The sequence below is a fragment of the Kitasatospora sp. NPDC004723 genome, from assembly GCF_040609255.1.
Classification (GTDB): Bacteria; Actinomycetota; Actinomycetes; order Streptomycetales; family Streptomycetaceae; genus Kitasatospora.
Genome location: NZ_JBEXJT010000075.1, coordinates 1 through 25,228 on the forward strand (window position 1 = coordinate 1; position 25,228 = coordinate 25,228).

Consider the following 25,228-nt stretch of genomic DNA (forward strand, 5'->3'; position numbering starts at 1 on the left):
GTCGCCGCACAGCTACCAGGCACCGGGTCGTAGAGCAGCGACTCCGGAGGAACGGCAACGAACTACACCGACTTCACGAGTTCAAGTTCAGTAGCCTCCGGTGTCGACGTGGGGAAGACTGACCGACCAAGGGCGTCGGAGACACCCTTCCGCTGACGAAGCGCGCGGCACCTGGGCCGACGAGGAACTGTCCAGACGCAGACGACGTCACTGTGACTGAGGCAGTATGGACAGCGAGGAGAGTGAATGAAGCGGTTCGCGAAAAGCGTGATAGGACAGTTCACCATCGCAGCGACCGCCTGTGTGGCGCTCTTCGCCCTCCTATGGACGCTCGAGGGCTGGGTGCTGGGTGAACTAGTCGACGGAATGCCTCCCCTCCAGAAGTAGCTCTTCTCCAGGACACTGGCCGACCGGGCTCTCGGATGAGGTTCTGTGTAGGTCGTTTCATCGTGCGTGGTCGCCTGGTACGTAGTTCTTCCAGGTTTCGCCTGCCTCGGCGGTGACGGCCTCGGTGCAGACGGTGTGGTAGCCGAGCATCCCGGCGACCACGAATGGCTGTGTCTGCAGGACCAGTTGCCGCAGCGCGGCGGTGCGGCCGTGCGGTGCGGGGATGCCTGCGACGGTGATCCGCCTTCCGACCGTCGTGGGGGCCATGGGCTGTCCGGCCCGGCGGCCAGGGAAGAGACAGTCGCTGGCTGGCATGATTCCGCCAAGCCGATTCGGCCGCCCGACACGGGCATAGTCCCGCAGCAGGCCGGCGAAGGGCTCGGGGACTGGGGTGGGTGGCTCACCAAGCCCGAGCAGGGATCTGGTCGCCGTCGGCGATGACGTTGTGGACGGTCAGCCGGACCAGGTGCCGAATCGGCTGGGCGGAAGGCCCGGCGGGGCATCGCCTCCCGCTGCGGCAACCCCCAGCGAGCGACCTCGCCGGCCTCCACCTCCGGGGCGCGATGATCTGGATCAAAGACCTCACCAGTACCACCCATTGATCACAACCAAATAATCGGGCAGCCGCCCGCTGGTCGGGGCTGAGGCCTTCGGGTTCAGTGGGTGATTTGTCCGGTGATGGGCATTCTCTTGGCAGCATGCGGACCAGGTCATTCGGGGTTCCCGAGTTGTTCCGCCACACGCAGCGCCAACAAGGCTGCGAGCGTCACCCCGGGATGTGCGGCCAGTGCGACGGCCCCGGGAGCACTCGCCAGCGGTACGCACAGCACGCCATCGCCTGCCGGGATCGGGCGGAGGCCTGTGGTCACGCTCCCCAGCACCGGCTCCCGGGGGAGTCCGAACGCCTCTCTCACGGCACTCAGAGACGCGCGCGCCCGCGCCCGCCTCGCCGTCGACCAACGCGCCCGGGACCACGTCCTCGGCGCCGACGAAGCCGTGGCGGGCGGACGGCCGGATCTCGAACGCCGGCGTGGACACCACCCGATCCAGGCGTAGTTCCGGCGCGGAGAAGGTGAAGCGCGCTGCCGGGACATCGGGGACTTCGATGTGCTCGCCGAACTGCTCCGCGAGGGCAGGCAGGCCCGTCCCGCAGGCGAGTACGACCCGATCGACGACGAGAGCCACCCCGGTGCCCCTCAGCTCGTAGCCGCCCGCCCGCCGCGCCCGGACGCGATCCACCTGAGCGGCGACGACGGTCGCTCCGCCGGCCCGAGCGCGGGAGAGGAACGCACGGCGCAGGTCGTCCGGCTCGACCATGCCCTCGTCGCTCGCGTGGGCGACGACCGGCGGCGGCACCCGCAGGCCGGGGAGGATCTGCCGCAGAGCCTCCGCCTCGACGATCACGACGCCAGAACCCGATTGCTCGGCGAATCGAGCCGTCGCAGCCGCTGTCGACGCCCAACTCACGGCGCCGTTCCAGGTGATGAGGCCGCGCAACGGCGTCGTGACGCTGCGCAGCGCGCTGCGCGATCGGGAGAGATCGCCCCGATCGCGCACGACCGGCGGCTCCGCGGCAGACCCGTGCGCATTGAGCCAGCCGAACGCCACATCCGTCACAGGCAGCCGCGACTCCTCCGCCGTACAGATCACGACGGACAGGCCTCGGCGTACGAGTTCGTCCGCCACCGCCGCCCCCAGCACACCCGAGCCGACCACGGCGACGCGCAACACGCTCTCCCGAACCATCTACCCATCTCCTTCTCCTCTGGAGGGGGAAGTTCATCGATGTGCGGGACGGGCGTGTCGGCAGCTGGTTCGTGGGTGAGATCACGGTCACGGGCGAGTACGCGTCGATGGCCCAGTACTTCGACTCCGTGGCAGAGACGCTGACGAGGATCGCTGATGGAAGCTCCCCGGTCTGTCGGTTCACCGAAGGCCGACTTGCCTGGTCGTGAGACGGTCCTCAACCGGATGTCGGCCATTGCCAGGCCGCCCTCACCTTGGAACGACAATGAGCCTCGTCGGCGTTGACGTTCCAGCGTGAGGACGGCTGCGGCCACGACGGTCATCCGGTTGGGGCTGCAGCGGGCCCGGCGGAGGATCTGCCAGGACCTGAGTCACGCGATGCTTCGTTCGACCGGTGCTCGTGCCGCTGACAAGGCTCGGTTGATCGTCCGCCGGGTCGTGGTGAGGTCCCGGCCGGGAAGCCGTCTGATGGGTGTGGTCACCCAGGAGCCGGCCCCGATGCAGGCGCGGTCGGCGAGCACGGGGACGCCCTGGCGTTCGCAGATCCGGATGATGCGGTGGGCACGGGCCGCGGTCGGGTCGTGGGTGCGGCCGGGCAGCGCGGGTGAGATCCACAGCAGCTTGCCGGTGGGATCGGCCACGACCTGCACGTTCACGCCGTGATGGCGGTGCTTCTGGGCGAAGTCGGCCCGACTGTCGCCGACCCGGTCGCACTCGGCGAGCGTCCCGTCGAGCAGGACGTACTCCGGGTCGGTCTCGCGCAGGACCCGCAGGAGGCCGGGTGCTTGGCGGGACAGGTGCCCGACAACGGCCGTGACGTAGGTGTGGGCGGTCCCGACGGCTATGCCGAAGCCGGCGGCGATCTGTGCGAGCGTGTCGTGCCGGCGCAGGTACACCAGGCCGACGAGAGCGCGCTGGTGAGGCGGTAGTTTGCAGCGTCGGTCACCCTCACGGGTGACGATGAGCATGGATACCCACTCGACCAGAGCGTGCGGCAAGTCGAATGCGGCAGGACGGGGAACCAGCGAGGCACCTGCGCTGATGAATTGAGACGTCGAGCACATCTCTCAACGGCACGGGAGCCTCGTGTGTTACGGGACGCTGGCCCGTCACCCGATCAGTGGCCACTCTGAAAGAGCTCACTGGTACGCGATCACCAAGGACGATGGCAGCGCGGTTGGCTGCCGTGAGGACCTCAATCTCGATGCCCCACCGCCCCGCAGGTCGATGTCCGGGACGGCCTCTCAAGAGAGCCTCGCACTGATCATCCGCCCCGCACCCGCGGGGGTCAGTCGAGCAGAGAATCGCCTTTGAGCAGAGGGAGCTGGGCCTGTTGCGAAAGTGGGTCTGTCTTTGCAACGATCATGGTTTGGCGCAAGAGGGTGACGGACCGCAATGGGGCAAGAGCCGAAGGCGTGGTACAGCGCCAGGACCTTCTACAGATGGCTGACCGGGGAAAACCGTCCCTACGAGGAGCGTGTCGTGCTGTTTCGCGCACGGTCCCTCGACGAGGCCGTGGAACTGGCCGAGCGGGAGTCGGCCGAGTACGCCCGGGAGGGCGACTTCGAAGTCCTCGGCATGGTGCAGGCGTACCGGATCTCCGACGGCGACGGGGAGGTGGGCGCGGGTACGGAGGTGTTCTCCAAGCTTCATGCGCTCGACCTCCCGCCGCACGCGTTCCTCGACCGCTACGACTCGGGACCGGCGCACACTCAGATCAGTGAGTGATGTCGTTCGCGAGGTTCGGTCTGGCAGAAGGGCGTGGATGTCTCCGCTCGACCACCCTCGCCTTTCACCGTTGTGTGCGCCCGTCTTCCCCACGCAGGAGGGGGTCAGTCGGCGGCCAGCGAATCCGGTACCTGGTTCGACGTGGCTTCGCGGTGCTACGTGTCCGTTTACGCTGGGCGGCCATGGGCTACGACCTGCACATCACGCGGAGTGAGTACTGGTGGGACGAAGTGGGTGAGGACTGGGTTCGGGCCTTAACCCGTGAAGGCCCGAACCCACGAGCGAGGGCGTCATACAGCACGATCTGGTTCGCGGAACGGTTGAGGATCCACAGCACGCGATGCCCACGTGGCGTCCCGGCTCCCCCCGGACACATACGCGCCGAATACAGAGGTATCGAGATCCTTGAGGGACTCCAGTACCAGAGTGGCGATCGCAAAGCGAGGATCGCGGCGATCAGCGGCCTCGGGAACGGCGACGACCGTCATCTGGGCTGACACGCCAGCGAGGACGCCGTTGAGCGAGTCCTCGATCACAATGCATTCGTCGGGTGACGCGCCGAGGGCGGCGGCTGCGCGGAGATAGGCGCCCGGGTGGGGCTTGCCGTGTTCGTCGTCTTCGGCCGAAAACACGGCGTCGAAAGATCGGTCAAGGCCGGTGCTCGCGAGCGCATGCCGAATCACCGACTCCGGCGAAGAAGACACGACGGCCATCGCCCTCGACGCACGCGCACACGCCGCGACGGCGTGTTCGGCGCCGGGTTTCAGCACCACTCCCGCCAACCTACGGCACACGGCGGCCACGATCTGCCGCTCGACGTCGTCGGGGTCGGCTTGAACGGTGGCCCGATCGAACCAGTAGGCCACCATGTCCCTTTGCCGCAGCCCGCGCGTCGCCGCCTGCATCTCCGTTGTGAGGTGCAGGCCGAGCGGACCGAACACCTCACGCTTTGCCGCGTCCCAGATCGGCTCGGAGTCGATCAGAAGGCCGTCCAGGTCGAATAGGACAATCGGTTGCATCGGTTTGCTCTTTCGTTGGCGATCACGCGAGGACGAGACGATTCGCTGCCCCGCCGTGCATGAGCAGATGGTGCTGTGGTCGATGACGATACTCATGAGCCGCCGGCCGGCCCGGCGGCGAGCGTGGACCGTCCCGGGGTGGGCTCGTCGGCCCCAGCCCCGGTCGGCCGGCCGGCCGCTTCATCTTCGACCGAACTCCTTCCACACTTGCCGGAACCGGCTCCAGTCCGAGTACGGCAGTGATCTGACAGGACATCACTGCCTCCCGGGACGATCGAGCCCGATCGCGCGGCCCTCCGTAGGGGAACCTCGGCGGGCGCGTTCGTCGCCCGCCGTCTCATTCCTCGCTCCCGCGGGGTCAGCCGTGGAACTGGTGGGAGACGGTGCAGGTCGTGGTGTCCTCCCCGCAGGCGCGGGGGTCAGCCCACGCCGGACAGCGGGATCTGAACCCGCGGCCCCTTCACCCCCAGCCCGGGTGGATCAGCCGTCCGTGGTGGATGAGGGACACGGACTGCTTGAGGCGGCGGGCGCGAATGCTGATCTCGTAGCCCCTGATGCCCTCGATGTGGGCCAGGCGGCGACTGAGGTAACGGTAGAAGTCCGGGGTGTCCTTGCAAATGACGACGGCCAGGAGGTTGTACTTGCCGCTGGTGGCCGCGGCGAAGGCACATTCGTCGTGCCGGTCGATCTCCTCGCCGATCCGGTGGAGGGCGGGCAGGTCGACCTGGAACCAGAGGAGCGCACTGAATTCGTAGCCGAGCCGTTCGGCCAGGATGTCGATGCCGTAGGCGAGGGAGCCTGCGGCTTCCAGGGCCTCCAGCCGGCGGGCGACGCGGGCCGGGGACCAGCCGGTGGCCTCCGCCAGGCGGGTGTGGGAGGCGCGGCCGTCCTCCGCCAGGGCCGCGAAGAGGGGGAGGTCCTCGTCGGTCGGGGCAAGCGGCGGCCCGGCGGGTGCGGGGCGCTCCGCCATCAGCTGTCGCACCTGCTCGTCGGTGAGGGAGCGTTCCCCGCCGGCCCAGCCGGCCGTGGCCGGGGTGGTGAACGTGTGGATGAGCAGGTCCACGCTCGTGTCGAGGAGTGAGGCGGCCCTCGGGAGCTGCCGCAGCAGGACGTCGTCGCGCCCGGTGCCGCTGGCCGAGCGGATGAGGCAGATGACCTCTGACCCGCCTGAGGCGATGCCGGCGTAGCCGACCTCGGGCCTGCGGGCGAGGGACTCGGCGACGGGCCCGGCGGCGTCCGGGCGGCACCGCAGCCGCGCGATCCACTCCGCCCGTCCGTGGGCGGCCGGGCTGCTCAGTCCGACCACGCGCAGGACCCCGCCGCGGCGCAGCGCGTTGTAGCGGCGGGCCACGGTCTGTTCGGACACTCCGATGACCTCGCCGAGGCGGCGGAACGAGGCCCGCGGGGCACAGTGCAGCCCGTGGATGATTTTGCGGTCCAGGTCGTCATACACGGAGGAATCCTGACACATGCGAGCGCACGGATGGAGGTTCTTCTCCTTCTGCCGAGATCGCTTGGGGACTATCCGCCGGCGGGGGCGAAGCTGGTCGCTGCCCAACCAGCAGCCGGTGCCCGCGCGGCACCCCGCAGCCGAAGGAACCACTTCGTGAACCCCGCAACGGTGCAACGCCCCGGGGCCGGACGAGGCGTCACGCTCGTCATGGCCTGTCTCGGCGTCTTCGTCGCCTACCTTCCCGTGACCACCGTGTCGGTGAGCCTGCCCGCGATCCAGCGGACGCTGGGCGCCTCGACCTCCCAGCTGTCCTGGGTGTCGGACGCGTTCGTGCTACCGATGGCCGCGCTGATCCTGACCACCGGCGTGTGGGGCGACGTCCACGGCCGCAAGCGGGTGTTCCAGGCGGGCATGGCCTTCTGCGCGCTGGGCGCGGCCGTCTCGCTGGGGTCGGACTCGGTGCGGTCGCTGTGGATCGGACAGGCGGCCTCCGGCCTGGGGGCGGCGGCCCTGCTGCCCACCACGCTGGCCCTGGTCAGCCACGCGGTCCCCGACCACCGGGAGCGGGGCAGGTTCATCGGCGTGTGGGCGATGTCCATGCTGGCCTCGCTGGCCGTCGGGCCCCTGATGGCCGGGGTGCTGCTGGAGCACGTCGGGGTGCGCTGGATCTTCCTCCTGCCGATCCCGGTGTCCCTGGTCGTGCTGGCCGTCGCGGCCTTCCTGCTGCCTGACTCCCGGGCGCCGCACGGCCGGCGGCTCGACTGGCCCGGGCAGATCAGCGCGGCCGTCACCGTCACCTCGGTCGTCTACGGCGTGATCGAGGGCGGCGCCAACGGCTTCGGTGAGCCCGCCGTGGTGGCGGCCCTGGTGCTCAGTGCCGTGAGCGCGGTTGCGTTCGTCCTCGTGGAGCGTTGCAGCAGCAGCCCGATGCTCGACCCGGCCCTGTTCCGCAGCCCGGCCTTCGCCGCCACCACCCTGGTCGCCATGATCAGCTTCCTGGGGCTGATCGGCTTCTTCTTCGTCCTGAGCCTGTACTTCGGCCTGGTGCAGCACCTGACCACCCTGGAGGCCGGACTGCGGATGGTCCTGGTGAGCGGGACGTCCCTCGTCGTCGGCATCCCCGTCGGACGCCTGATGCACCGGGTGTCCGCCCGGGTCATGATCACCACCGGTCTGGTGGTGATGGCGGGCTCACTGCTGTCGCTGACCGGCATCGACGCCGGCACCTCCTACGGGTCGCTCGCCTGGCGCCTGGTCCTGCTCGGCCTCGGCATCGGCGCCGTCCTCACCCCGATGACGGCCGCCGCCGTCTCCTCCGTACCGCACCACCTGACCGGCATGGCCGCCGCGGGGAACAACGCCTTCCGCCAGCTCGGCGGCGCCCTCGGCCCCGCCGTGCTCGGCGCACTGCTGACCACCCGCGCCCTCGACTCCCTGCCCGGCCGACTCGCCGACGGCGACGTGCCGGCGGAGGCCACCGGCCGTGCCCTCGCCGCCGCCCGGGACCAGGGCCTCGGCGCCGTGGCCGGGCTCGACCTGGGCCCCGCCACCGAACCGGCCCTGGCCGCACTGGGTGGCTCCTTCCTCGACGGCCTCCGGCTCTGCCTGATCGTGTCGGCCTCGCTCGCCCTGCTGGCCGCCCTCGGCTGCGCCCTCCTCCTGCGCCCGGCCGCGCCCTCGGGCCGCCCCTCCCCCGGCGCCGGGTCCCCGGCCGCGGCCCCGGCCCCGCGGATCGCCGCGGCTGCCGCTGCTTCCACTGATGGCGCGTCCGTCGAGGAACTCCAACGCACACCGTGACATGGGGTGCGCCGCCCCACCCGGGGCGGCGCACCACCCCGCGTTCCGAACCGGCGTCAGCCCGTACTCCCCGCGCCGGCGGGGGTCAGCCGGCGGTGGACGGTAGCGGCGACTGATCGGCTGGGTCCTCCCCGCAGGCGCGAGGGTCGGCCCGGCTTCCCGGCGGCGAATCCGCAGACGCTGTGGTCCTCCCTGCGCAAGCGCTTCGGCGGCCACTGGCAGTCCGCGCCGCCGGCGCGCCGAGCGGAACTGGAAAAGCTCTGAACCGGACCGCTGACCGGCACCGAGGCGATCGGCGCACTGCCCACGAGCCCGTCCGACCTCGTGGTTGACCGGTTCCCCTGCGTCACGACGCCGTCCGTCCCTAGGCTCGCCGGCACACCGTGGACGAGGAGGGGAACGCCGTGGCCCGCAGGCCCGCACGCCAACGCACCACAACCGCCCGCCACAGCCGCCCGCGACCTGCTCGACGAACGCCCGCCGCCCGCAGGAGACGTCCTCGCACATGAAGCGCCGGACACGAAATCGCAGCACCACCCGCCGTCCCACCATGGGCACGTCAACCGGAGACCGTAGGGACGCCGGCGGGCGCTCTCAGTCGAAGTGCTGGATCACCGCGCTGCAGGTCAGGCCGCACAGCACGCTCAGGGCGGCTGCGACGGAGCGCCATGGAGCCCAGCGCATCCGGGGCGGCAGGATCCAGGCGGCCGTGACGAGCAGCAGTTGTGCGCCCGTCAGGCCGTGGGCGGCGCTGTACTGCGGGCCCCAGTCCCGGTGGAGCGCGCCGGCGCGGCCGGCGCCCCGCGGGCCTCCGGCCGCCGGGGAGGTGCCAGGCGCAGGTCGTGGCGTGCCGGTGTGCGGGTCTTGGGTCAGGCCGGGTGGGCGAGTTGGGTGTCGGCGGGGTCGTGGTCGGGCGATTCGCCGTCCGGTTCGGGGTGGCCCGCTGTGCCTTCCCGGTGTCGGCGTTCGATGCGCTGTCCCCAGCCGGCGCCGACGATGATCAGCACCGCGCCCGCGGCGCCGTACGGTCCGAGGTGGTCCCCGCCCAGGAGGACGCCGACCAGCAGCGCCCACACGGGTTCGGTGCCGAGCAGCAGGCTGACCCGGGACGGTGACGTGGTGCGTACCGCCCACATCTGGACGAAGAACGCGAAGACCGTGCAGATCAGCGCGAGGTAGAGGAGGTCCACCCACTGCATGGGGCCCAGGCGTGCGGCCAGGGCGGGAGCGGAGTCACCGGCCAGCGGGCCGGCCAGGCAGAACAGCGCCGCCGCCGTCGCCATCTGGAGGAAGGTGAGGGTGAACGAGTCGTAGCTCTTGCGGGCCGAGCGCCGGTGCATCACGGTGATGTGCACGGCCCGTACGGCCGCCGCGGCCAGGATCAGCCAGTCGCCGAGCGTCGGGGCGTGCAGGCCGGAGCCGGAGGCGAGGAGGGCGACGCCGGCCACGGCCATGGCCGCGGCCAGGAAGAACCGGGCGGGCAGCCAGGAGCGGCTCACCGCGCTCTCCAGAAGCGGGGTCATGACGATGGTCAGGCTGATGATGAGCCCGGCGTTGGTCGCGGTGGTGTGGGCGATGCCGAAGGTCTCGAACAGGAAGATCACGGCGAGGATGAGGCCGAGGAGCGTGCCGGTGACGATCTCGTCGCGGCCGGCACCGCGCAGTCTGCGCACGGCGAGCGGCAGCATGGCCACCGCGGTGACCAGGAACCGCAGCGCGAGGACGGCGACGACGGTGGCGGGCGTGACGAGTTCCTTCGCCGCCAGGTAGGTGGAGCCCCAGACGGCTGCCACGAGCAACAGCAGGAGGTCGATCAGACCGGCGCGTGACTGTCCTTTGGGCACGAGGTGCTCTCTCGCTTTCGTGGTGTGGAGCGGGTGCGGCGGGCCGGATGACCGGGGGTTCCCCGGCCACCCGGCCCTGCCCGTCACGCGGGGCCCGATCAGGCTGCCAGGTACGGAGCCCGCTCGGTGCGGATCGATTCCTTCTCCCACGCCTCACGGTCACGCAGGTAGCGCGGCGCGTCGGCGACGATCGCCCGGGTGTCCGCGCCGCCGCTGGTCAGCCGCCAACGTACCGTCCCGGTCACGCGGCTGGCGCAGGAGTCGATGAAGTGCTGTACGGCCAGGCGCAGTTCGCCGTACCAGCGGCCTTCCAGCGCCTCGCGCACCCACAGCTGTTCCAGGTGCATCTTCTCGCGCATGGTCTCGGCTTCGAGGGTGGCGTTCTCCAGGTGACGGAAGGTGCGCAGCAACAGCCAGGCCGCCGGCATCTCCCGGATCTCCAGGACCTTCTCCCCGTTGTCGAGGTGTTCGAGGCCGCTGTAGCGGCCCAGTCCGTAGGCGCCGACGCGGGTGTTGAGCCCGGCGATCAGGTCGAGGATCGGCAGTTCCTCGCCGTCGACGGCCACCGGGACGCCCTGGTGGAAGCGGATCTCGACGGTCTCCTCGGTGTGTTGCGGCCGGGGGGTGCTCCATGCGTACATGTGGGCGGGTACGGCGTGTTCCTCGGGGTCGTCGAGGATGCCGGACTCGAACTCGCGGCACCACAGGTTGGAGTCGCCGCTGACGATGCGTTCGCTCATCCGGTCCAGGCCGGCCTCCTTGAGTTCGAGGATCTTCTGGTCGCGGTCGACCGGGTCGAGGTCGTACGGGCTGCCGTAGGCGCCGCGGAAGTCGAGCAGGGTGAGCGCGCCGTTCAGCCGGCGCAGGGTGTTCTGCGACCGGTTGGCGGTGTGCAGGACGGCGATGGCGTCGAGTTCGCGGGCCAGTTCGACGGCGAGGCGGGCGATGAGGGGGCGACTGAGCGTGGAGCTGACGGGGTGGGTGTCGAGGTAGACCGCCTGGGCCGCGATGGCCGGGCGGACGAACTCCTCGGCGAAGACCTGCCGGCCGTCGATGACGTGCAGCCGTACGCCGAGTTTGTCGGCGATTCGCTGTTTGTGCTCGGTGGTCTCGTCCTCTCCGAGGTTGACGCTCACCGCGTGCACGTCGCGGAACCCGGCGTCGCGCAGGCGCAGCAGCAGGTAGCTGCTGTCCAGGCCTCCGCTGAACAGGGTGACGACGGGTGCGGCGGGGTCGAGGTGCTCGGGGGTGAGCTGGTGGAAGGAGCGGATGATCCGGCTGTGGTTCATGGCCCTCTCCCGGTCAGCCGTCGGCACGGGTGAACATGGCGATCAGGACGTCGCGGTGGCCCCGGCCGCCCGGATGGGCGGGGGTCAGCGGGGTGACGCCGTGCACCATCTTCTCGTCGTCGGCGAACAGGAACTCACCGGGTTCGGTGAGCAGGACCTCGGCGCGGCATTCACGGGTGCGGGCGTCGTAGAGCGCGCTGGTGCCGCCGTCGACGGACTCGCGCCCGACGAGCAGGGTCAGGACGAAGTCGACGCCGTCGCGGTGGATTCCTTCGGGCGTGGGCTGTCCCGCTTCCGTGGAGCGCGCCAGGATGCGGTTCTGGAAGCTCTGTACCTTCCAGTTCGCGGTGCCGGTGGTGCGGGCCAGGATGTCGGCGCACCACTGGAAGACCGCATTCAGCACGGGGCTTTCGGCGACGTGCCGTTCGAATGGGTCGAAGTGTCGTTCGATGCCTCCGTTCAGGTAGTTGATTTCTTTGGTCTGGGAGTAGGGCACGTGCGGGAGCAGGGCCGTGCGTCCTTGGGCGGCGTCGTGCGAGAACTCCGAGTAGCGGCGTTCCCGGTAGGTGCCGCCGTCGGACATGTAGCCGTCCCGGCTCAGGCTGTTCCAGCTGTCGGCGAAGAGTTTCCAATCGGCGCCCTGAATGAATTCAGGACCGATCACGGCGCCGAATCGGCTGTGGACGTACCCTCGCTCGCCGATTTCGAGCGCACCGGCGGGCTGGCTGGACTCGTTCATTGATTCCCCCTCTGCAATGTCCGGCGGAAAGACGTGCTGGATCCACTCGTCGACCGGTTTCGTTCAGATCCGGAGCGTCGGAAACACACCAGCGGAACCTGACGAGAAGGTTCCCACCCGCGCGGGGTCGAGCTTCCGCACGGCGTCCGACATGCGAGACTTCGGGTGGCCCTCGAAAAAACTATTGGAAACATCGCATTCCCGAAATATTCTCCGCCCATCCTGCAGCGGCCCGGACGATCTTCAATCGGCGCCGCCGGGAATTACGCAAGAAATCCGGCGAGGAGATGTGACCCACCTCACCGCGGTATGGGAATGGGGAAAGATCTCGAAGATTTGTCGATTTCGCAGCTCGCGGCAGGTGCGAAGGTTTCTCCGACCTCGGGGCCGAATTGCCGTTCCGATCCGTTCGAGCCACCGGCCATGGACAAACACGCCACCTTGCGCACCGGCGGCACTGGCGGCAGCGGACCCGGCCGCTCGGCCGGCCGGGCGAGCGCGGGACCGGCGAGAGGCGCCGGGCCCGCCCCGTCACCACGATGCCTTCGGCATCCGGACCCGGGGGCGGTTCGACGTCGCGGTCGTCGCGTTCCAGGTACCGCGCGATCCGCTCGACCCTCTCGTCCCTGGTCTTCGCCGAGATCGCGGCCTTCAACTTCGGCATGGCGCCCTTCCTCACGGACGGCGGATTCCCCCCGCGGCGGCATCTGCACTCCACGCGGGCGGCCCGACTCGCCCGAAGCATACCGTGCGTATGCGAATACTCACTGTGCGCCACGCCTCGTGGGGACCGGGCCACCCCATCGCACCCGGGGCATGCTTCTTCCACGCGGCGAAGAGCCGGCCGGTCCACCCGGGGGTGACACGTGCGCCCGCGCCGCTCTCGGACCGCCACGGGAAGAGAGCGCTCCCCTCGGGCCGCACCACCCCCGGGACCGGGAACGACGGCCGCAGGCGGAAGGCGACCCGCGGGATCAGCCGGTGACGGTCCCGGCGTGCCGGGTGAGCACGTCCAGGAGCGCGCTCCGCTGCCCGCTCAGCTAGCTAGAGTTTCGGCCATGAGTGACGACGTTCACATGACCGCCTCGGCATCGGATCCGTCGGGGGCGGAAGGGTGGTGGACGGACCTGCCATGGCTGGTGAACGCCGATCCGGAGCGGGTTCTGGGGTTGCTGGCTTCCGATGCGGATTCCGATGCGCGACTGATGGCTGCGGTTTACCGGGCGTCGGTGGACGTACACCGGGACGTGCCACCGTGGGTGCGGCGGCAGCTGCTGGCCCTGGACGCGGCTCGGTACGGGGACCGGGAGTTGTCGGCACGGATTGCCGCCGTGTCAGTGGAGGATGTCGACACCGAGCCATGGCAGGTGCTGTGGTCCACCGGCGCGCAGAGTGACCCGCACTTCCAGATGAACCCGTCCGGTCACACCGGCGGTGTTGACGCGGTGGTGACAACCTTCTCGGACGGCCGCCACGTCGTGGTCACCGGCAGCAAGGACCAGACGGTCCGGGTGCGGGACCTTGAGACCGGCCAACCGGTCGGCGGGCCCATGAGCGACTTCAACGGCAGAGTGTGGGCGGTGGCGACGGAGGTCGTCGACGGTCGGCCGTGCGTCGTCACGGCCAGCGACTGGGCGGTGCTCGCGTGGGACCTGGCCACCCGCCAGCAGACGGGCGAGCTGCCGGGGATCAACGGTGAGGTGTGGTGTCTGGGCACGGCTGTCGTCCAAGGGCGACCGTGTGCGCTCGCCAGCGACGACGACGTGTCCGTGCGGGTCTGGGATCTGGCCAGTGGGGAACAGGTCGGCGAACTCACCGGACACGACGACTTCCTGATGGCCATCGACACGCTGGTGATCGATGACAGGCCCCATGCGGTGGGCTGTATGAGCGGTGGCAAGGTCTGGCAGTGGGACCTGACCACCGGACAACCGGTCGGGGAGCCCCTGACGGGCCACGACGGCGAGGCGTGGGCGGTCGCGACGGCGGTCGTCGGCGGCAGAGCCCACGCGATCACGGCAGGTTACGACGCCACCGTGCGCGTGTGGGACCTGGTCATGGGACGGGAAGTCGGCAGGCTGGTCGGCCACGAAGGCACCGTGTCCGCGGTGGTGACCGCGGTGATCGGTGGAGAACTCCGGGTCGTCACCGGTGGTTCGGATGGAACGGTGTGCCTGTGGGAGCTGGCCGCCGGGCGGCAGATCGGCCGGGAGCTGGTGTTTCCCGCGCCAGTCCATGCGCTGACCGTGACCCCGGAAGGCTCGCTCGTGGTGGGCTACGGCGGCGACGTCGCGGTCCTGTCCCTGCATACCGTCCCTGACTCTACTGGGCCGTGAGCCGTTGGTGCTGTGACCGGATGGTTGCTGGTTCCGCCCCGGCGATGAGGACAAAACGCAGCCAGCGGCTGCGCAACCCGGCGAACCGATGCGGTCAGAGCACTAGCGGGAACGGACCAGACGCACAATGCGAAGACCTTCTACGAGTCCCGGCCGACCACGGCGGTCAGCTGAACTGCGGATCCGCCAGCAGCACCACACGATCTGGCACCCCTCGCACGGGAGGCGGCCGTTCGGGTACCGGCGCTCGACACGGCCACCAAACTGACCACCCCCGGTGGACGAGGACCCCGGCGCCCCGGGAGGCCGCCACCACCGTCCGCTCCCAGCTGCTCGCCGCCGCACCCGATCAGTACCGGACTGTCCTCCGGCAGGCGATCTGCCCCGTGCCACCGGAGCTCGGCCAGTCCCGGAAAGGTCTGGCCGGGGAATGTCGGACCTCGTTCCTACGATCACGGCATGTCTGATGCCTTCACCGTCCTGTGGACTCATGACACCTGCCGTGCGTTGCGCCGGGCCGGACGTGTGGGCGAGCGGCCGCCGGTCGCCTACAGCGGGGTGCACACCTCCCTGCCGTCCTGGTCGGGAGCCCGGGTCGGCGACGAGGTGTACGCGTTGCACGTGAACCGGCGCGAGGTGTTCGTGGTGAGCCGGATGCGCGTGCTCGACAGGGAGCGCCGCGACTGCTGCGGCACCGCGCCCGCGACGTGGAACGATCCCGCTTTTCCGGGCCACGACGACTGGTCGATGCTCGGCGCCGCCGGCTGCGGCGCGGCACCCGTGCACGTGGACGCCACTCCCGTGGACTTCGAGACCCCGGTACCCGGCGACCTGCTGGAACGGCTGACCTGGCGCAACCTCCGGGGCCGGACCCGGGGCCTGAAGTACGTGGTGGACGGCCGCCTCGAACGTTCCATCGGCCTCCAGGGGTTCTACCGCCTGACCCCCGAATCGGCAGGCGAACTGGCGCGAGTCGTCGACGCCACCGACCGGCCCGCGGTCGAGCAGCGCTGATGCCCTCCGACAGGCCGTCCCGACCGGCATGCGCCAAGGGAAGTGCGGACGTGCCGGCTGCCGGGTCCCCGGCTCGTCGGGTCGGGAAGGCGGCGGGGCGCCGCGCACGGGGCTCAGCCGGGCACGGGCGGCCCCGTCCTCGGTCCGTGCGGCACGCAGCCCTTCCGGGGCGGCGAACGTCTTACTGTGGACGACCCCGAGTCGCTTCGGCGCCGATTCCCGCTCGGCAGTCCCCCGACCTGCTGCATCCACCGGGTGCCTGGCCGCCGGCGGCCGAACCGCTCCGCCCACCGGCGTGTCGTGTCGTGTCGATCGACATGCTTCCGGCCGTCGTGCCGACACCACCCCCGCCCACCCACGGGTCCGGCCACCGGATCTCCTCCGGCCGGCCGTCAGGCGGCCGGCTCCGCCCAGTCGATCCGGTACCGCAGCGGTCGGGAGAGTTTCTCCTGGTTCATCAGCTTCATGCCGACCGGCATCAGCGCGTCGCGCAGCACCCGCCCGACCGGGCCGACCGCCTTGTTGCTGTTGATGCGCCCGGTCTGCCTGATGATCCGCTCGACCCGCGGGCGGCGCAGCTCCTCGTACCGGTCCAGCGCGCCCGGCAGGGCCAGATCCCGCAGACAGCGGGCGAGTTCCACCGAACTCTCGATCGCCAGTGAGGCCCCTTGACCGGAGCTGGAGGACGGCGCGTGGGCCGCGTCCCCGGTCAGCACCATCCGGCCCCGGCTCCAGTGCGGCACCCGGGGCATGCTCTCCATCGGCCCGGTGATCAGCAGTTCGGCCGGATCAGTGCGCCGGATCAGGTCCAATGCCGGGGTACGGTCGCCGGCACAGGCCTCGGCCAGCACCTCCAGCCACCATCCGGCCCCGCGCGCGAGCGCCTGGGACGGCGTCAACGGCTGCGGGTGCGGCAGGTTGACGAACCAGACGGCGTTGCCGCCGATCACCTGCAGCCCGAAGAAGGCCCGCTTGCCGAAGGTCATGACCATCTTCCCACCGGTGTCCGGCACCAGGCCGGCCTCGGCACTGACGGCACCGAAGCCCTGCAGCCCGGCGTAGCGCGCGCTCGGGGCGGCCGGGTCGATCAGCGTGCGCACGGTGGAGCGGATCCCGTCGGCGCCGACCAGCAGCTCGCCGGTGGCGGTGGTGCCGTCGGCGAACCTTGCGGTGACGGCGCTCTCTCCCTCCTCGACCGCGGTCAGCCGCTTGCCGTGCTCGATCCGGATGCCCCGGCGGCGGGCCTCGTCGTAGAGCGCCCGGTAGAGGTCGCTGCGCATGACCAGCCGGGTGGGCTCCAGCGTGCCGGGGCCGGCGATCTCGGCGAGCCGCCTGCCGTTCCAGCTCTGCAGCACGATCGCCTCCATCGGGTCGCCAAGCCGCCGGACCCGGTCGCCGGCGCCGATCGCGTCCAGCGCGGCGAGCCCGTTGGGCGCCAGGCCGAGCGCTGCGCCGACGCCCGCGGCGGTGCCCTCGTAGGCCTCGTACACGGTGGCCTCGATACCCGCCTGCTGCAGGGCCATCGCGGTGACCGGGCCGGCCACGCCGCCGCCGATGACCAGGGCGGTAGTGATCCTCGGTGCCATGTCCTCGTACTCCTTCGAAGGTCGGACCCGGGCCGGGTCGTCGACGGTGGGTGCGGTGCCGGTGGATGCGGTGCGGTGCGGTGGGCCCGGTGGGGTGGGCCCGGCGGACGCCGACAGGTACACGGGCGAGCACCTAGCGCAGAGGGCCGCGATGGCTCCGTGGCAAACGCGCGCCTCACCGGTGTCGGCGGTGCCGGCCGGCCGGGCGAAGCCCCCGTGGTCGGGGCCGGCGCTCTGCCGACCCCTCCATGGTTGCACTGCAACTAGTTGTCATGCAACTAGTTCCGTCGGGAGTAGCATCCGGATCATGAGTACCGCTCCCAAGAGCTCGCCGGTCCAGCTCACCGTGCTGTCACTGCTGCACTTCAAGGCACTGCACCCGTACGGGATGCAGCGCTTGCTCAAGGAGTGGGGCAAGGACCAGGTGGTCAACGTCAGCCAGCGCACCAGCCTCTACCGCGCGATCGACCGGCTGCTGGGGGCCGGGCTGATCGCCGTCCGCGAGACCGGGCGCGACCAGCAGTACCCGGAGCGCACCGTCTACGAGATCACCGACGCCGGCCGCGCGACCACCCGCACCTGGCTGCTGCAGATGCTGCGCGAACCCAGGCTCGAGTTCCCCGAGTTCCCGGTCGCCCTCTCCAACCTGATGCTGCTCGCACCGGAGGAGATCGAGCAGGCCCTCACCGCCCGCCTCACCGCGGTGCGCGCCGTCCAGGCCTCCCAGGAGCGCTCGGTCACCGACACGGCGGCGCTCGGCGTCCCCCGCGTCGCGCTGCTGGACAACGAGTACACCCGCGCCCTCGCCGCGGCCGAGGGCGACTGGCTGGAGTCCGTCCTCGCCGACCTCCGCTCGGGCCGCCTCACCTGGAGCGGCGAGGAGCTGATCGCGGCCGCCCAGGCCGGCGACACCCAGGCCCCGCAGTAGCCCGCCCCGGGGCGGGCCGCCCACGATGACCTCCGCACCGGCACACCGGGCGGAACCCGACGCGGCGCCGGTGCGCGACGCCGCGGCGGGTCTCGCCGAACCCGAACGGGTCCCTGCGGGGCTTCGACAAGCATCAGGGGTGCCACGGTGTGTGGCAGGCTTCCATCCACCAGTCGGTCGAGAGGGGTGACGGCGATGTCGAGCGGCGCGGTGTCTGCGGATTCGGGCTGGGACCCGGACGAGCACGTGCGGTATGCGCGCTACCGGAGGGCATTCGACGAGGTGGCCCCGGTGGATGCCGTTGCCCTTGTCGCCCGAGTACTCACCGATCCCGACAAGGGGATGGCGAACAGTGCCGTCTGTGAGTACCTCGACAGACGGGCCGCTGAACTGCTCGCGGATCCCGGCTATCCCTCCTGGTACCTGGAAATGGCCGGCGCCGTTGTGGTGGACGACTTCTCCACACGACGCCTCGACGAGTGGACGTTGCTGCGGGCGATGACCCTGGACGAGCCGTGGGACACCAACAGCCTGCTCGCGGCCTCCAACTGGCTACAGCTTCGCACAGCCGAGAAGTCCTCAGCCGTGACCGTTCTGGAGGTTCTGGCTGAGAATGGCCGCACCCGCCGCATCCGCAACATCGCCAAGTCCCGGCTGTCCGCCGCTCAGCGGTCGATACCGGCCGGACCGGAACACTGAGCTGCTGGCCCCCTTCACCGCGAGCAAGCGCAGAGGCCCAAGACGAGCTTCCGCATCAGCAGCGGAGCACTTCAGAGATACGAGGTCCTCCCCGCAGGCGGGGGGTCAGCCGGAACATCTGGACGGTTCCTCGGCGTGCTCGTAATCCCCCCCGCATGCGGGACAGCCGACCAGCCGGAGTGGTCGCTCGAAGGCCAGGTGGACGACTGCGCGTGTCTCACCAGCCAGCCGAGCGTGGCCTGTGGACTTCGCCGTGCAACGCAGCGGAGGTCCTGGCAGGATGACGCGCGGACGTAACTCTGCGGGAGGGATTTGTGACGCTCCGCCAGGACGAGTGGGCCGTGCTGGAAGACCTGGCAGGCCACGACGTGGACAACTGGATTGCCGGAACACAGCTGCCCGGAAAGCAGTCCCGTGCCAGAAGCATCACGCGCGGTCTGGCCGAGCACGGCCTGTGCGAACTCGCCGGCGACGACGTCCTCGACGCCCTCGCCACCGACAGCGCCCGCTCGAACTGGGCAGCACGGATCACCCAGTTCGGGCGGACCGCCCTGGCCTTCCGGGCCCTCCAGGCCAAGCCGGAACCCCAGCCGGAGCCAGCACCGGGCCCGACGCGGATCCAGGTCCGCGGCACCAGCATGGACACCCTGCAGACCGCCCTCGCCGCCGCCGAAGCCGGCACCCTGCCCGGAATCAACGCCGCGGCCCTGCGCAACGCGCTGGCCGGCTCCCGCCCGGTCCCCGGCTCCCGCCAGCACACCATGAACCCCACCGACAGCGAGCTCGCGACCATCCACACCGTCCTCCACCTGGAATCCCTGGCCCGCGACGCCACCGGCTACCACCACCTCATGCGCCAACTGCCCTTCGGCTTCACCTTCCCGAAGGCTTAGGGCGGCCCCGCCCGGGACACAGGCCGGACCGAAGTCATGGCACCGAGGGAGCACCCGCCCGGTGCCCCAGAAGAAGGACACCTCGAGCCCGGGGCCGCCGGTCTCGCCCCTCAGCGGCTGGCCACGGCCGGACACACCTCGATCGCCGGCCCTGTCTTCATGCCCGGCGGGCGGCAAGACGGCCCGACCGAGTTCCTTCAGTCGAACCCATGCCCGCCAAGATCGGCACGACAACGGCTTCCAGGCCGCGTTTCTGGTTGTGATCAATCCGAGGAAGTCTTCCCTGTGGCGACGCTGGATCCGGTAGGCCTTTGTGCATGACACGCGCGCAACTGTCCGATGCCGATTGGGAGTTCATAGGTCCGTATCTGCCGATCGGCGGATACGGCCCTTACCCGGAGCGGCTGCGTCAGCAGTTCGAAGGCGTGATCTGGCGGTTCAGTACAGGCGGGCAGCGGCGGGAGATGCCCCGGGAGTTCGGTGCGTGGTCCACCGTCCACGACCGCTTCCGCCGGTGGCGGGACGCCGGCGTGATCGAGAACCTGCTGGAGGGCGTGCTCACGGGGGCCTCCAAGCGGAGCGAGGTGGACCTGTCACTGGTCGGCGTCGACTGCGCCACCGTCCGCGCCCACCAGGACACCGCCGGAATGCGGCTGGGCAAGGACGCCCTCGCTGCCCTGGAGAAGGCCGCAGCCGAAGAGGAGAGGGCCAGGCAAACGGGGGCGCGCCGACCGGACAAGACGGACAGCACGACGGGGCCGCCCCGGATCGGGAGGAGCGACGACGCGTCCGGCGTCGCCACCGGATCCGGCTGAGGGAGGCTTTGCTGGGACGTTCCAGGGGCGGACAGACCAGCAAGATCCACCTGGCCGGCGACCGAAAGGGCCGGCCACTGGCCTTCGTCCTGACCGCTGGGCAGACCTCCGACAGCCCGCAGTTCGTTCCCGTGCTCGGGAAGGTCAGGGTCCGCGGGCCGGTGGGCCGGTGGGCCGCCCGCGGACCCGGCTCGGGGCTGTCACCGGTGACAAGGCCTACTCGTCCCACGGCAACCGCGCCCACCTGCGCACGCGGAAAGGCCGTCATCCTGGAGAAGCGGGACCGGGCCGCCCACCGCAAACGCCGCGGCAGCAGGGGCGGGCGGCCCGTGGGACACGACGCGGCCTCTACAAGGAGCGGAACACCGTCCAACGCCGGGTCAACGGGCTCAAGGACCTCGCCCGAGCCACCGCTTGATCAGAACTGAATACGCGCCCAAAGGGCCCTACAGGGGTGCAGGTTCTCGGCTTCCATGTCATACGGGCAACCATGCGACCTGCGGATTCGTCTCCATTCTCAACCGGATGACGCGGCTTCGGATTCTCAGGGCCACGACAGATCCTTGCGATCGCGGTGCTGTCTCTCGATGCGGTCGGCCGGCGCTCGCAGGGCGGGTGAGGTCAGGTTCAGGTCGCGGTTGTCGCGCCCGGCGAGCATGTGGTCGAGCCAGCGTTCGTACCAGGCCAGGAAGTCCGTGGCCGACGAGACGTTGGGGCCCCAGAAGCCATCGGCGTTTCCGATGACGACGCGGCCCGCCAGGGGACCCGTGATGCCGAGAAGCACCAGGTCGGAACACCCCGCCTCGATGATGTGCAGGAACAGGTCACCTCGGTGAGACGGGCCGCCAGCGAACGTGAACCCCCAAGGGCGGCCGGGCTCGCCGCGGGGGTCCATCGTGAACAGCCGGCATGACTGCAGCGGCAGCAGGCCGTAGAAAGGCGATGCGCCGCCCCCGCCCAGTGTGGTCAGGAAGCTGCGGTAAGGGGCGGGCAGTTCGATGTGGCGGTCGGCCTCGAACTCGGCGACCTTCGCGTCCGGCAACGGGGGTTCGAGGCGGAACCCGTGCTTCTCCTCACCGAAGGAGTAGCTCCGCAGCGCGGCGTAGGGCACCTTGGCGAGCTTGCGTCGGATGCGGGCGATCCGGGAGTCCATGCGAACTCTTCTCTCTGTCCTCCGCAGACTACCTGCTCACCGGTATCGGCGTCACCGGTGTGATCGGCTGCCCCATACCCCTCCTCCGCTTGGCCGGCCTACATGCTCGCGGAACTCGGCATCGGCCGCTCGACCGCCTACCGGCTGCTCGATCTGGCGGCCATCGCCAGCCGACCACTGCCATCGCTTGTTCGGGGGCGGCGCGGATGTCTTCGATCGCCGCGCGCAGCTACTCGGTCAGCGTTCGGGCCTGCGCTTCGTCGACAGCATGCCGGCCACTGAGCTGGAGACAGCCCAACCGGCGGTCGTCGGCGCCGAACGGGTGCCCGATGACGGTCCACATCTTCGCCTGGTCGGCGATCAGGTCGGTGAGCTCGACGGTGCGGCACTTGAGGCCGACGACCGACGCACACCGGCAGGACCAGGTCGGTGGTGGCCCACATGTGAGACACCGCGAGCCCGGCCCGCACGGGTGCCCTCGATCGCCTCCTGTCACTCCTCCGGAAGCGTCACGACGATCTGGCCGTCGTCGAGTGGAACACCGAGGTCGTCCGCTGCCTGCACTACGGTTGGCGCGCGTTTCTTCTCGACGCCCCGGTGGTGAAGTCGCCGGAGCGGGTGCCGCCGGCTCGGCGCGGTCACTGAAGGGCCCGGACGACCGCTTCGACGAGCTGGTGGATGCCCTGGCCCAGTGGGGTGGCGGCGATCAGCACCCCGAGGGTGACGGCGCTCAGCACGGTCACCAGTTCGTCGTTGCGGGACCGGGCCTCGGTCCGCCTGCGCAGGCGGACGATGATGATGATCGCGAGAAACGCGCTCGCGCTGATCGTGTACTGCAAAGCCCACCCCGTGTCACATGTCGGAAACTCTGGGTGAGGATGCCAGAACATCACTGACGGCGGGCCCGGATCGGGAAAACAGGCCGCACCGGCGCAGGCCGTTCGGCCTCCCACCATCCGGATCCGGTCAAGTCGCCACAGCCGGCCCCGTGATTTACCGGTTCCCCAACGTGACGACGCCGTCCGCCCCTAGGCTCACCGCCACACCGTGGACCAGGAGGGGAACGCCGTGGCCCGCAGGCCCGCACGCCGACGCACCACCATCGCCCGCCGCGGCCGCCGCGCCCGCCAGGCGCGCGACCAGGCCGTCCTGCTCGGCGCGGGCGCCCTCGTCGCCTTCTCCCTGGCCACCGTCGCCGTCCAATGGCTGGCCCACCACCTCCTCGCCCTCACCGGCATCATCGCGATCGCCCTCACCGCCGCGGTCGCCACCGTCCGCGCCCGCGCCGCCGCAGACCGCCGCGCCCACCACGCACGCACCGCGCAGCTGCGCCACATCGGCGCGTTCATGACCATGAGCCCCAAGGCCTTCGAGCACGCGCTCGCCGACCTGTGCCGGCGCGACGGCTGCACGCGGGTGACCGTCGTCGGCGGATCAGGCGACCTGGCCGCCGACGTACTCGCCACCACCCCCCGCGGGCAGCGCATCCTCATCCAGGCTAAGCGCTACGGGCCCAAGACCCTGGTCGGCTCGCAAGACGTCCAGACGGTCAACGGCACCTACCGCGACATCCACGGCTGCGACCTCGCCGTCGTCGTCACCACCAGCACGTTCACCAAGGCCGCCGCCGCGTTCTGCACGCAGGTCGGCATCCGCATGACCGACCACCGTGCCCTCGCCCTGTGGGCCGAGGGCACCGGCCGACCTCCCTGGCACTGACACCCCGGCCATCACGCATCCCAACGAGACGCGCCTGCAGTCGGGGCCACCGCCGGCGGGCTCCGGTTCCCGGGAGTCTCGCTCTGAGCGGTCAGTGCCAGCCGGTGCACGACCAGGAGCCGCCTGCCCCGTCGTACTGCTCCACACAGGCCTGGTAGGCGTTGCTGCTTCCGACCATGGCTGTGGGTACCTGGCGGTCGAGCGAAGCGTTGGCGAGATACGACGCCCCACCCTTGATCTCAATCTTGAACCGCCAGTTGCTGTTCGCCTTCTCGATACGGGCCCACGCTGCACTGCAGGTGGCGGAATTGCGCAGCTCGACCACAGGGCCTCCCCCAGCCGGCGAGATCGTGTCGATGGTGCGGGCGTCATCCCCGCAACCGGTCGAGATCGGGTTCTTGCCCGTGCACCCGGACCCCCTGCACGTCGCGGCCTCAGCCGTCCCGACGGGCAACAACGCCGCCATGACCAGTCCCGCGACAGCGACACCGACAGCCTTCTTGAACACGCGTTTCTCCTGACATTCCAGGGACCCGACAGCCCTGCGTACGGCGAGTCGCCGCTCCAGCCGGTACCGGTTCTCTTCTCCTGCACTCTCCCCGCAACGGAAGGGCGCCAGAACTCGAATCCGTCGGCGCTCGGAGCTCAACACCCGCACACCCGGGTCGGTCCGATCCGCTGTCACCGGAACGGGCGGATTCTTCGGCCTGAGCACCGATCCGAGAAAGCGCAACACGGACCGGTGGCCAGGACCTGGGTTTGGGTAAGAGGTAGCCATGCTCGTTGCATCCTTCAAGACCGCCGGCCTCGTCGCTCACTTCGATCCCACGACCGGTCCAACGGACCATGTGAGAAGCGTCAAGCCTTCGGAGACCGCATGTGGTCACTACGGCAAGCTGGCCGCCACCGATGTCGTGCTCTACCGGGAGGCAGGCGGGCTCCGACTCCGGGTGGGCGAGGAAGTGGTCCGGCTCGACGGGTCCGTTGACGTCCAGCACCATGTCGTCGGAGCCAATTGTGTCCTGGCCGTAGGACAGATCATCAAGCTCCGCTATCCGGCCCCGCCCGAGTGGTACGGCCTGAAGGACGACTTGACGCCGTTCGCCGAAGCCGAGCACTTCGACCTCGGTCTCTTCGTGGCGAACGTGGCCGCCGATCCGGAACGGTCAGCACGGATCTACTGCTGACCCATGTGGTGGACGCCGGGCTGGTGGCTCGCTCCGAGAGGAGGCGGGCCACCAGCCCGGTCGCTTCGCTCAGAGCCGGTGCGGGAGCCCGACCTGTTCGGCGGCGTCGGGGAGGAAGACGTGCAGCGGGGCCGGCTGCTCGTGGTCGGGCTGATCGGTCACCAGTTGCCGCCGGTAGCGCGGAGCCGGGCGAAGGCCTCGGCGGCCGTGGTCCACTGCTGGCCTCCGATGGGGGCGGCTCCGAACAGACCCGTACCTCGTCGCTACTGAGAACCCGCGACAAGCGGCAGGGGTTGCTCCAGCGCAGCCCTTGACGCCGGCCCACGGGTGCGGGGGCGGAGCACGCCGCGCCCAGCCAGGCCCAGTCCGGTGGTCCGCGATGGTGACCCGGTTGGCACCCGTACCCGGTGCTCCGGGCAGGCAGCTGGCGCGCGGTCCCGGGGTGGGGAAGTGCGAAGGGGAGGCCGTTGCGGCAGCCGGTGCAGGCCGGGACCGGGCCGGTCAGGGCTCGGTTGAGGCCGGGGTCGACCCGGCCCACCCGCTGCCCGAGCGTGTCCCGGTGTTCCCCGCTCCTCCAGGTCGTGCGTCCCTCGCTTCGCCCGGATCGACTCCACCCACGTCCGGGCCGCCCGACGAGGCCCAAAAGCGGGCCGAGCCCGGTCGACCGCGCGCGACCGGGCTGCAAGCACCACGTCCTCGTCGACGGTCGGGGCATCCCGCTCGCGGTGTCACTGACCGGCGGCAACCGCGACGACGCCACCCAGTTGCTGCCCCTGCTCGCGAAGGTCCCCGCCGTGGGGGGGGGGGGGCGGGCGGCGGCGCGGCCGGGGGGCGGGGGGCGGCGCCCCGCACCCCGAGAGGGAAGGACACACGCCCCACAAGGAAAGACCCGCCCC

20 protein-coding genes and 3 pseudogenes are annotated in these 25,228 nt (G+C 70.4%); 11 read left to right on the forward strand and 12 right to left on the reverse strand.

Annotated elements, in window-relative coordinates:
- Positions 1 to 444: 444 nt before the first annotated feature.
- The 3 genes and pseudogenes from ABZW10_RS37380 to ABZW10_RS37390 form a co-directional block, all read right to left on the reverse strand.
- Positions 445 to 654, reverse strand: a complete 210-nt coding sequence (locus tag ABZW10_RS37380) for a hypothetical protein (RefSeq protein WP_355375742.1) — start codon at positions 652 to 654, stop codon at positions 445 to 447.
- A gap of 315 nt (positions 655 to 969) precedes the next feature.
- Positions 970 to 2,133, reverse strand: a complete 1,164-nt coding sequence (locus ABZW10_RS37385; protein WP_355375745.1) for an FAD-binding oxidoreductase — start codon at positions 2,131 to 2,133, stop codon at positions 970 to 972.
- Positions 2,134 to 2,411: 278 nt separating this feature from the next.
- Positions 2,412 to 3,158: pseudogene (locus ABZW10_RS37390) on the reverse strand (transposase family protein); the annotation flags it as partial.
- A gap of 370 nt (positions 3,159 to 3,528) precedes the next feature.
- On the opposite strand from ABZW10_RS37390, the gene ABZW10_RS37395 reads away from it, so the two are divergent.
- Positions 3,529 to 3,861, forward strand: a complete 333-nt coding sequence (locus ABZW10_RS37395) for a DUF4288 domain-containing protein (protein ID WP_355375747.1) — start codon at positions 3,529 to 3,531, stop codon at positions 3,859 to 3,861.
- A gap of 290 nt (positions 3,862 to 4,151) precedes the next feature.
- On the opposite strand, the gene ABZW10_RS37400 is transcribed toward ABZW10_RS37395, so the two are convergent.
- Together ABZW10_RS37400 and ABZW10_RS37405 are read right to left on the reverse strand one after the other, a co-directional pair.
- Entirely contained in the window at positions 4,152 to 4,880 is a 729-nt protein-coding gene (locus ABZW10_RS37400; protein ID WP_355375749.1) for an HAD-IA family hydrolase, read from the reverse strand.
- A gap of 460 nt (positions 4,881 to 5,340) precedes the next feature.
- Complete coding sequence (locus ABZW10_RS37405) at positions 5,341 to 6,333, reverse strand: AsnC family transcriptional regulator (protein ID WP_355375751.1); 993 nt, start codon at positions 6,331 to 6,333, stop codon at positions 5,341 to 5,343.
- A gap of 207 nt (positions 6,334 to 6,540) precedes the next feature.
- Between ABZW10_RS37405 and ABZW10_RS37410 the strand changes: the two genes are divergently transcribed.
- A complete protein-coding gene (locus ABZW10_RS37410) occupies positions 6,541 to 8,130 on the forward strand; it encodes an MFS transporter (RefSeq protein WP_355375793.1) in 1,590 nt (529 codons plus the stop codon).
- Positions 8,131 to 8,999: 869 nt separating this feature from the next.
- Here the strand turns inward: ABZW10_RS37410 and ABZW10_RS37415 are convergent.
- The 3 genes from ABZW10_RS37415 to ABZW10_RS37425 all read right to left on the reverse strand — a co-directional run bounded on the left by ABZW10_RS37415 (position 9,000) and on the right by ABZW10_RS37425 (position 12,002).
- Positions 9,000 to 9,974, reverse strand: a complete 975-nt coding sequence (locus tag ABZW10_RS37415; protein ID WP_355375754.1) for a DMT family transporter — start codon at positions 9,972 to 9,974, stop codon at positions 9,000 to 9,002.
- A gap of 98 nt (positions 9,975 to 10,072) precedes the next feature.
- Entirely contained in the window at positions 10,073 to 11,263 is a 1,191-nt protein-coding gene (locus ABZW10_RS37420) for an argininosuccinate synthase-related protein (RefSeq protein WP_355375756.1), read from the reverse strand.
- Between the two features lie 13 nt (positions 11,264 to 11,276).
- Positions 11,277 to 12,002, reverse strand: a complete 726-nt coding sequence (locus ABZW10_RS37425; RefSeq protein ID WP_355375759.1) for a 2OG-Fe dioxygenase family protein — start codon at positions 12,000 to 12,002, stop codon at positions 11,277 to 11,279.
- A gap of 1,058 nt (positions 12,003 to 13,060) precedes the next feature.
- On the opposite strand from ABZW10_RS37425, the gene ABZW10_RS37430 reads away from it, so the two are divergent.
- Both ABZW10_RS37430 and ABZW10_RS37435 read left to right on the forward strand, forming a co-directional pair.
- Positions 13,061 to 14,338: a hypothetical protein gene (locus ABZW10_RS37430; RefSeq protein WP_355375762.1), complete on the forward strand. Its 1,278-nt coding sequence runs from the start codon at positions 13,061 to 13,063 to the stop codon at positions 14,336 to 14,338.
- A 459-nt stretch (positions 14,339 to 14,797) separates the two neighbouring features.
- Positions 14,798 to 15,352: a hypothetical protein gene (locus ABZW10_RS37435; protein WP_355375765.1), complete on the forward strand. Its 555-nt coding sequence runs from the start codon at positions 14,798 to 14,800 to the stop codon at positions 15,350 to 15,352.
- Positions 15,353 to 15,744: 392 nt separating this feature from the next.
- On the opposite strand, the gene ABZW10_RS37440 is transcribed toward ABZW10_RS37435, so the two are convergent.
- Positions 15,745 to 16,938 carry an NAD(P)/FAD-dependent oxidoreductase gene (locus ABZW10_RS37440; RefSeq protein ID WP_355375768.1) on the reverse strand — a complete coding sequence of 398 codons (1,194 nt, stop codon included), beginning with the start codon at positions 16,936 to 16,938 and terminating at the stop codon, positions 15,745 to 15,747.
- A gap of 307 nt (positions 16,939 to 17,245) precedes the next feature.
- Here ABZW10_RS37440 and ABZW10_RS37445 point away from each other — a divergent pair, with 307 nt between their 5' ends.
- The 4 genes and pseudogenes from ABZW10_RS37445 (at position 17,246) to ABZW10_RS37460 (ending at position 20,691) form a co-directional block, all read left to right on the forward strand.
- Positions 17,246 to 17,866 (forward strand): PadR family transcriptional regulator, encoded by a 621-nt coding sequence (locus tag ABZW10_RS37445; protein WP_355375771.1) that lies wholly within the window; start codon positions 17,246 to 17,248, stop codon positions 17,864 to 17,866.
- 195 nt (positions 17,867 to 18,061) lie between these two features.
- The gene (locus tag ABZW10_RS37450) at positions 18,062 to 18,565 is read left to right on the forward strand and encodes a hypothetical protein (RefSeq protein WP_355375774.1); all 504 of its coding nucleotides are present in this window, start codon (positions 18,062 to 18,064) and stop codon (positions 18,563 to 18,565) included.
- 314 nt (positions 18,566 to 18,879) lie between these two features.
- Complete coding sequence (locus ABZW10_RS37455; RefSeq protein WP_355375777.1) at positions 18,880 to 19,458, forward strand: hypothetical protein; 579 nt, start codon at positions 18,880 to 18,882, stop codon at positions 19,456 to 19,458.
- A gap of 317 nt (positions 19,459 to 19,775) precedes the next feature.
- Positions 19,776 to 20,691: pseudogene (locus ABZW10_RS37460) on the forward strand (transposase).
- Between the two features lie 126 nt (positions 20,692 to 20,817).
- Here the strand turns inward: ABZW10_RS37460 and ABZW10_RS37465 are convergent.
- Together ABZW10_RS37465 and ABZW10_RS37470 are read right to left on the reverse strand one after the other, a co-directional pair.
- Positions 20,818 to 21,426, reverse strand: a complete 609-nt coding sequence (locus ABZW10_RS37465; RefSeq protein WP_355375779.1) for an SMI1/KNR4 family protein — start codon at positions 21,424 to 21,426, stop codon at positions 20,818 to 20,820.
- 638 nt (positions 21,427 to 22,064) lie between these two features.
- Positions 22,065 to 22,265 carry a hypothetical protein gene (locus ABZW10_RS37470; RefSeq protein WP_355375782.1) on the reverse strand — a complete coding sequence of 67 codons (201 nt, stop codon included), beginning with the start codon at positions 22,263 to 22,265 and terminating at the stop codon, positions 22,065 to 22,067.
- A 229-nt stretch (positions 22,266 to 22,494) separates the two neighbouring features.
- On the opposite strand from ABZW10_RS37470, the gene ABZW10_RS37475 reads away from it, so the two are divergent.
- A complete protein-coding gene (locus tag ABZW10_RS37475; protein ID WP_355375785.1) occupies positions 22,495 to 23,145 on the forward strand; it encodes a restriction endonuclease in 651 nt (216 codons plus the stop codon).
- Between the two features lie 91 nt (positions 23,146 to 23,236).
- Here the strand turns inward: ABZW10_RS37475 and ABZW10_RS37480 are convergent, their stop codons facing one another.
- Positions 23,237 to 23,653, reverse strand: a complete 417-nt coding sequence (locus ABZW10_RS37480) for a DUF2690 domain-containing protein (protein WP_355375788.1) — start codon at positions 23,651 to 23,653, stop codon at positions 23,237 to 23,239.
- 268 nt (positions 23,654 to 23,921) lie between these two features.
- Between ABZW10_RS37480 and ABZW10_RS37485 the strand changes: the two genes are divergently transcribed.
- Both ABZW10_RS37485 and ABZW10_RS37490 read left to right on the forward strand, forming a co-directional pair.
- Positions 23,922 to 24,332 carry a hypothetical protein gene (locus ABZW10_RS37485; protein WP_355375791.1) on the forward strand — a complete coding sequence of 137 codons (411 nt, stop codon included), beginning with the start codon at positions 23,922 to 23,924 and terminating at the stop codon, positions 24,330 to 24,332.
- Between the two features lie 617 nt (positions 24,333 to 24,949).
- A pseudogene (locus ABZW10_RS37490) lies at positions 24,950 to 25,111 on the forward strand (transposase); the annotation flags it as partial.
- Positions 25,112 to 25,228 lie beyond the last annotated feature (117 nt).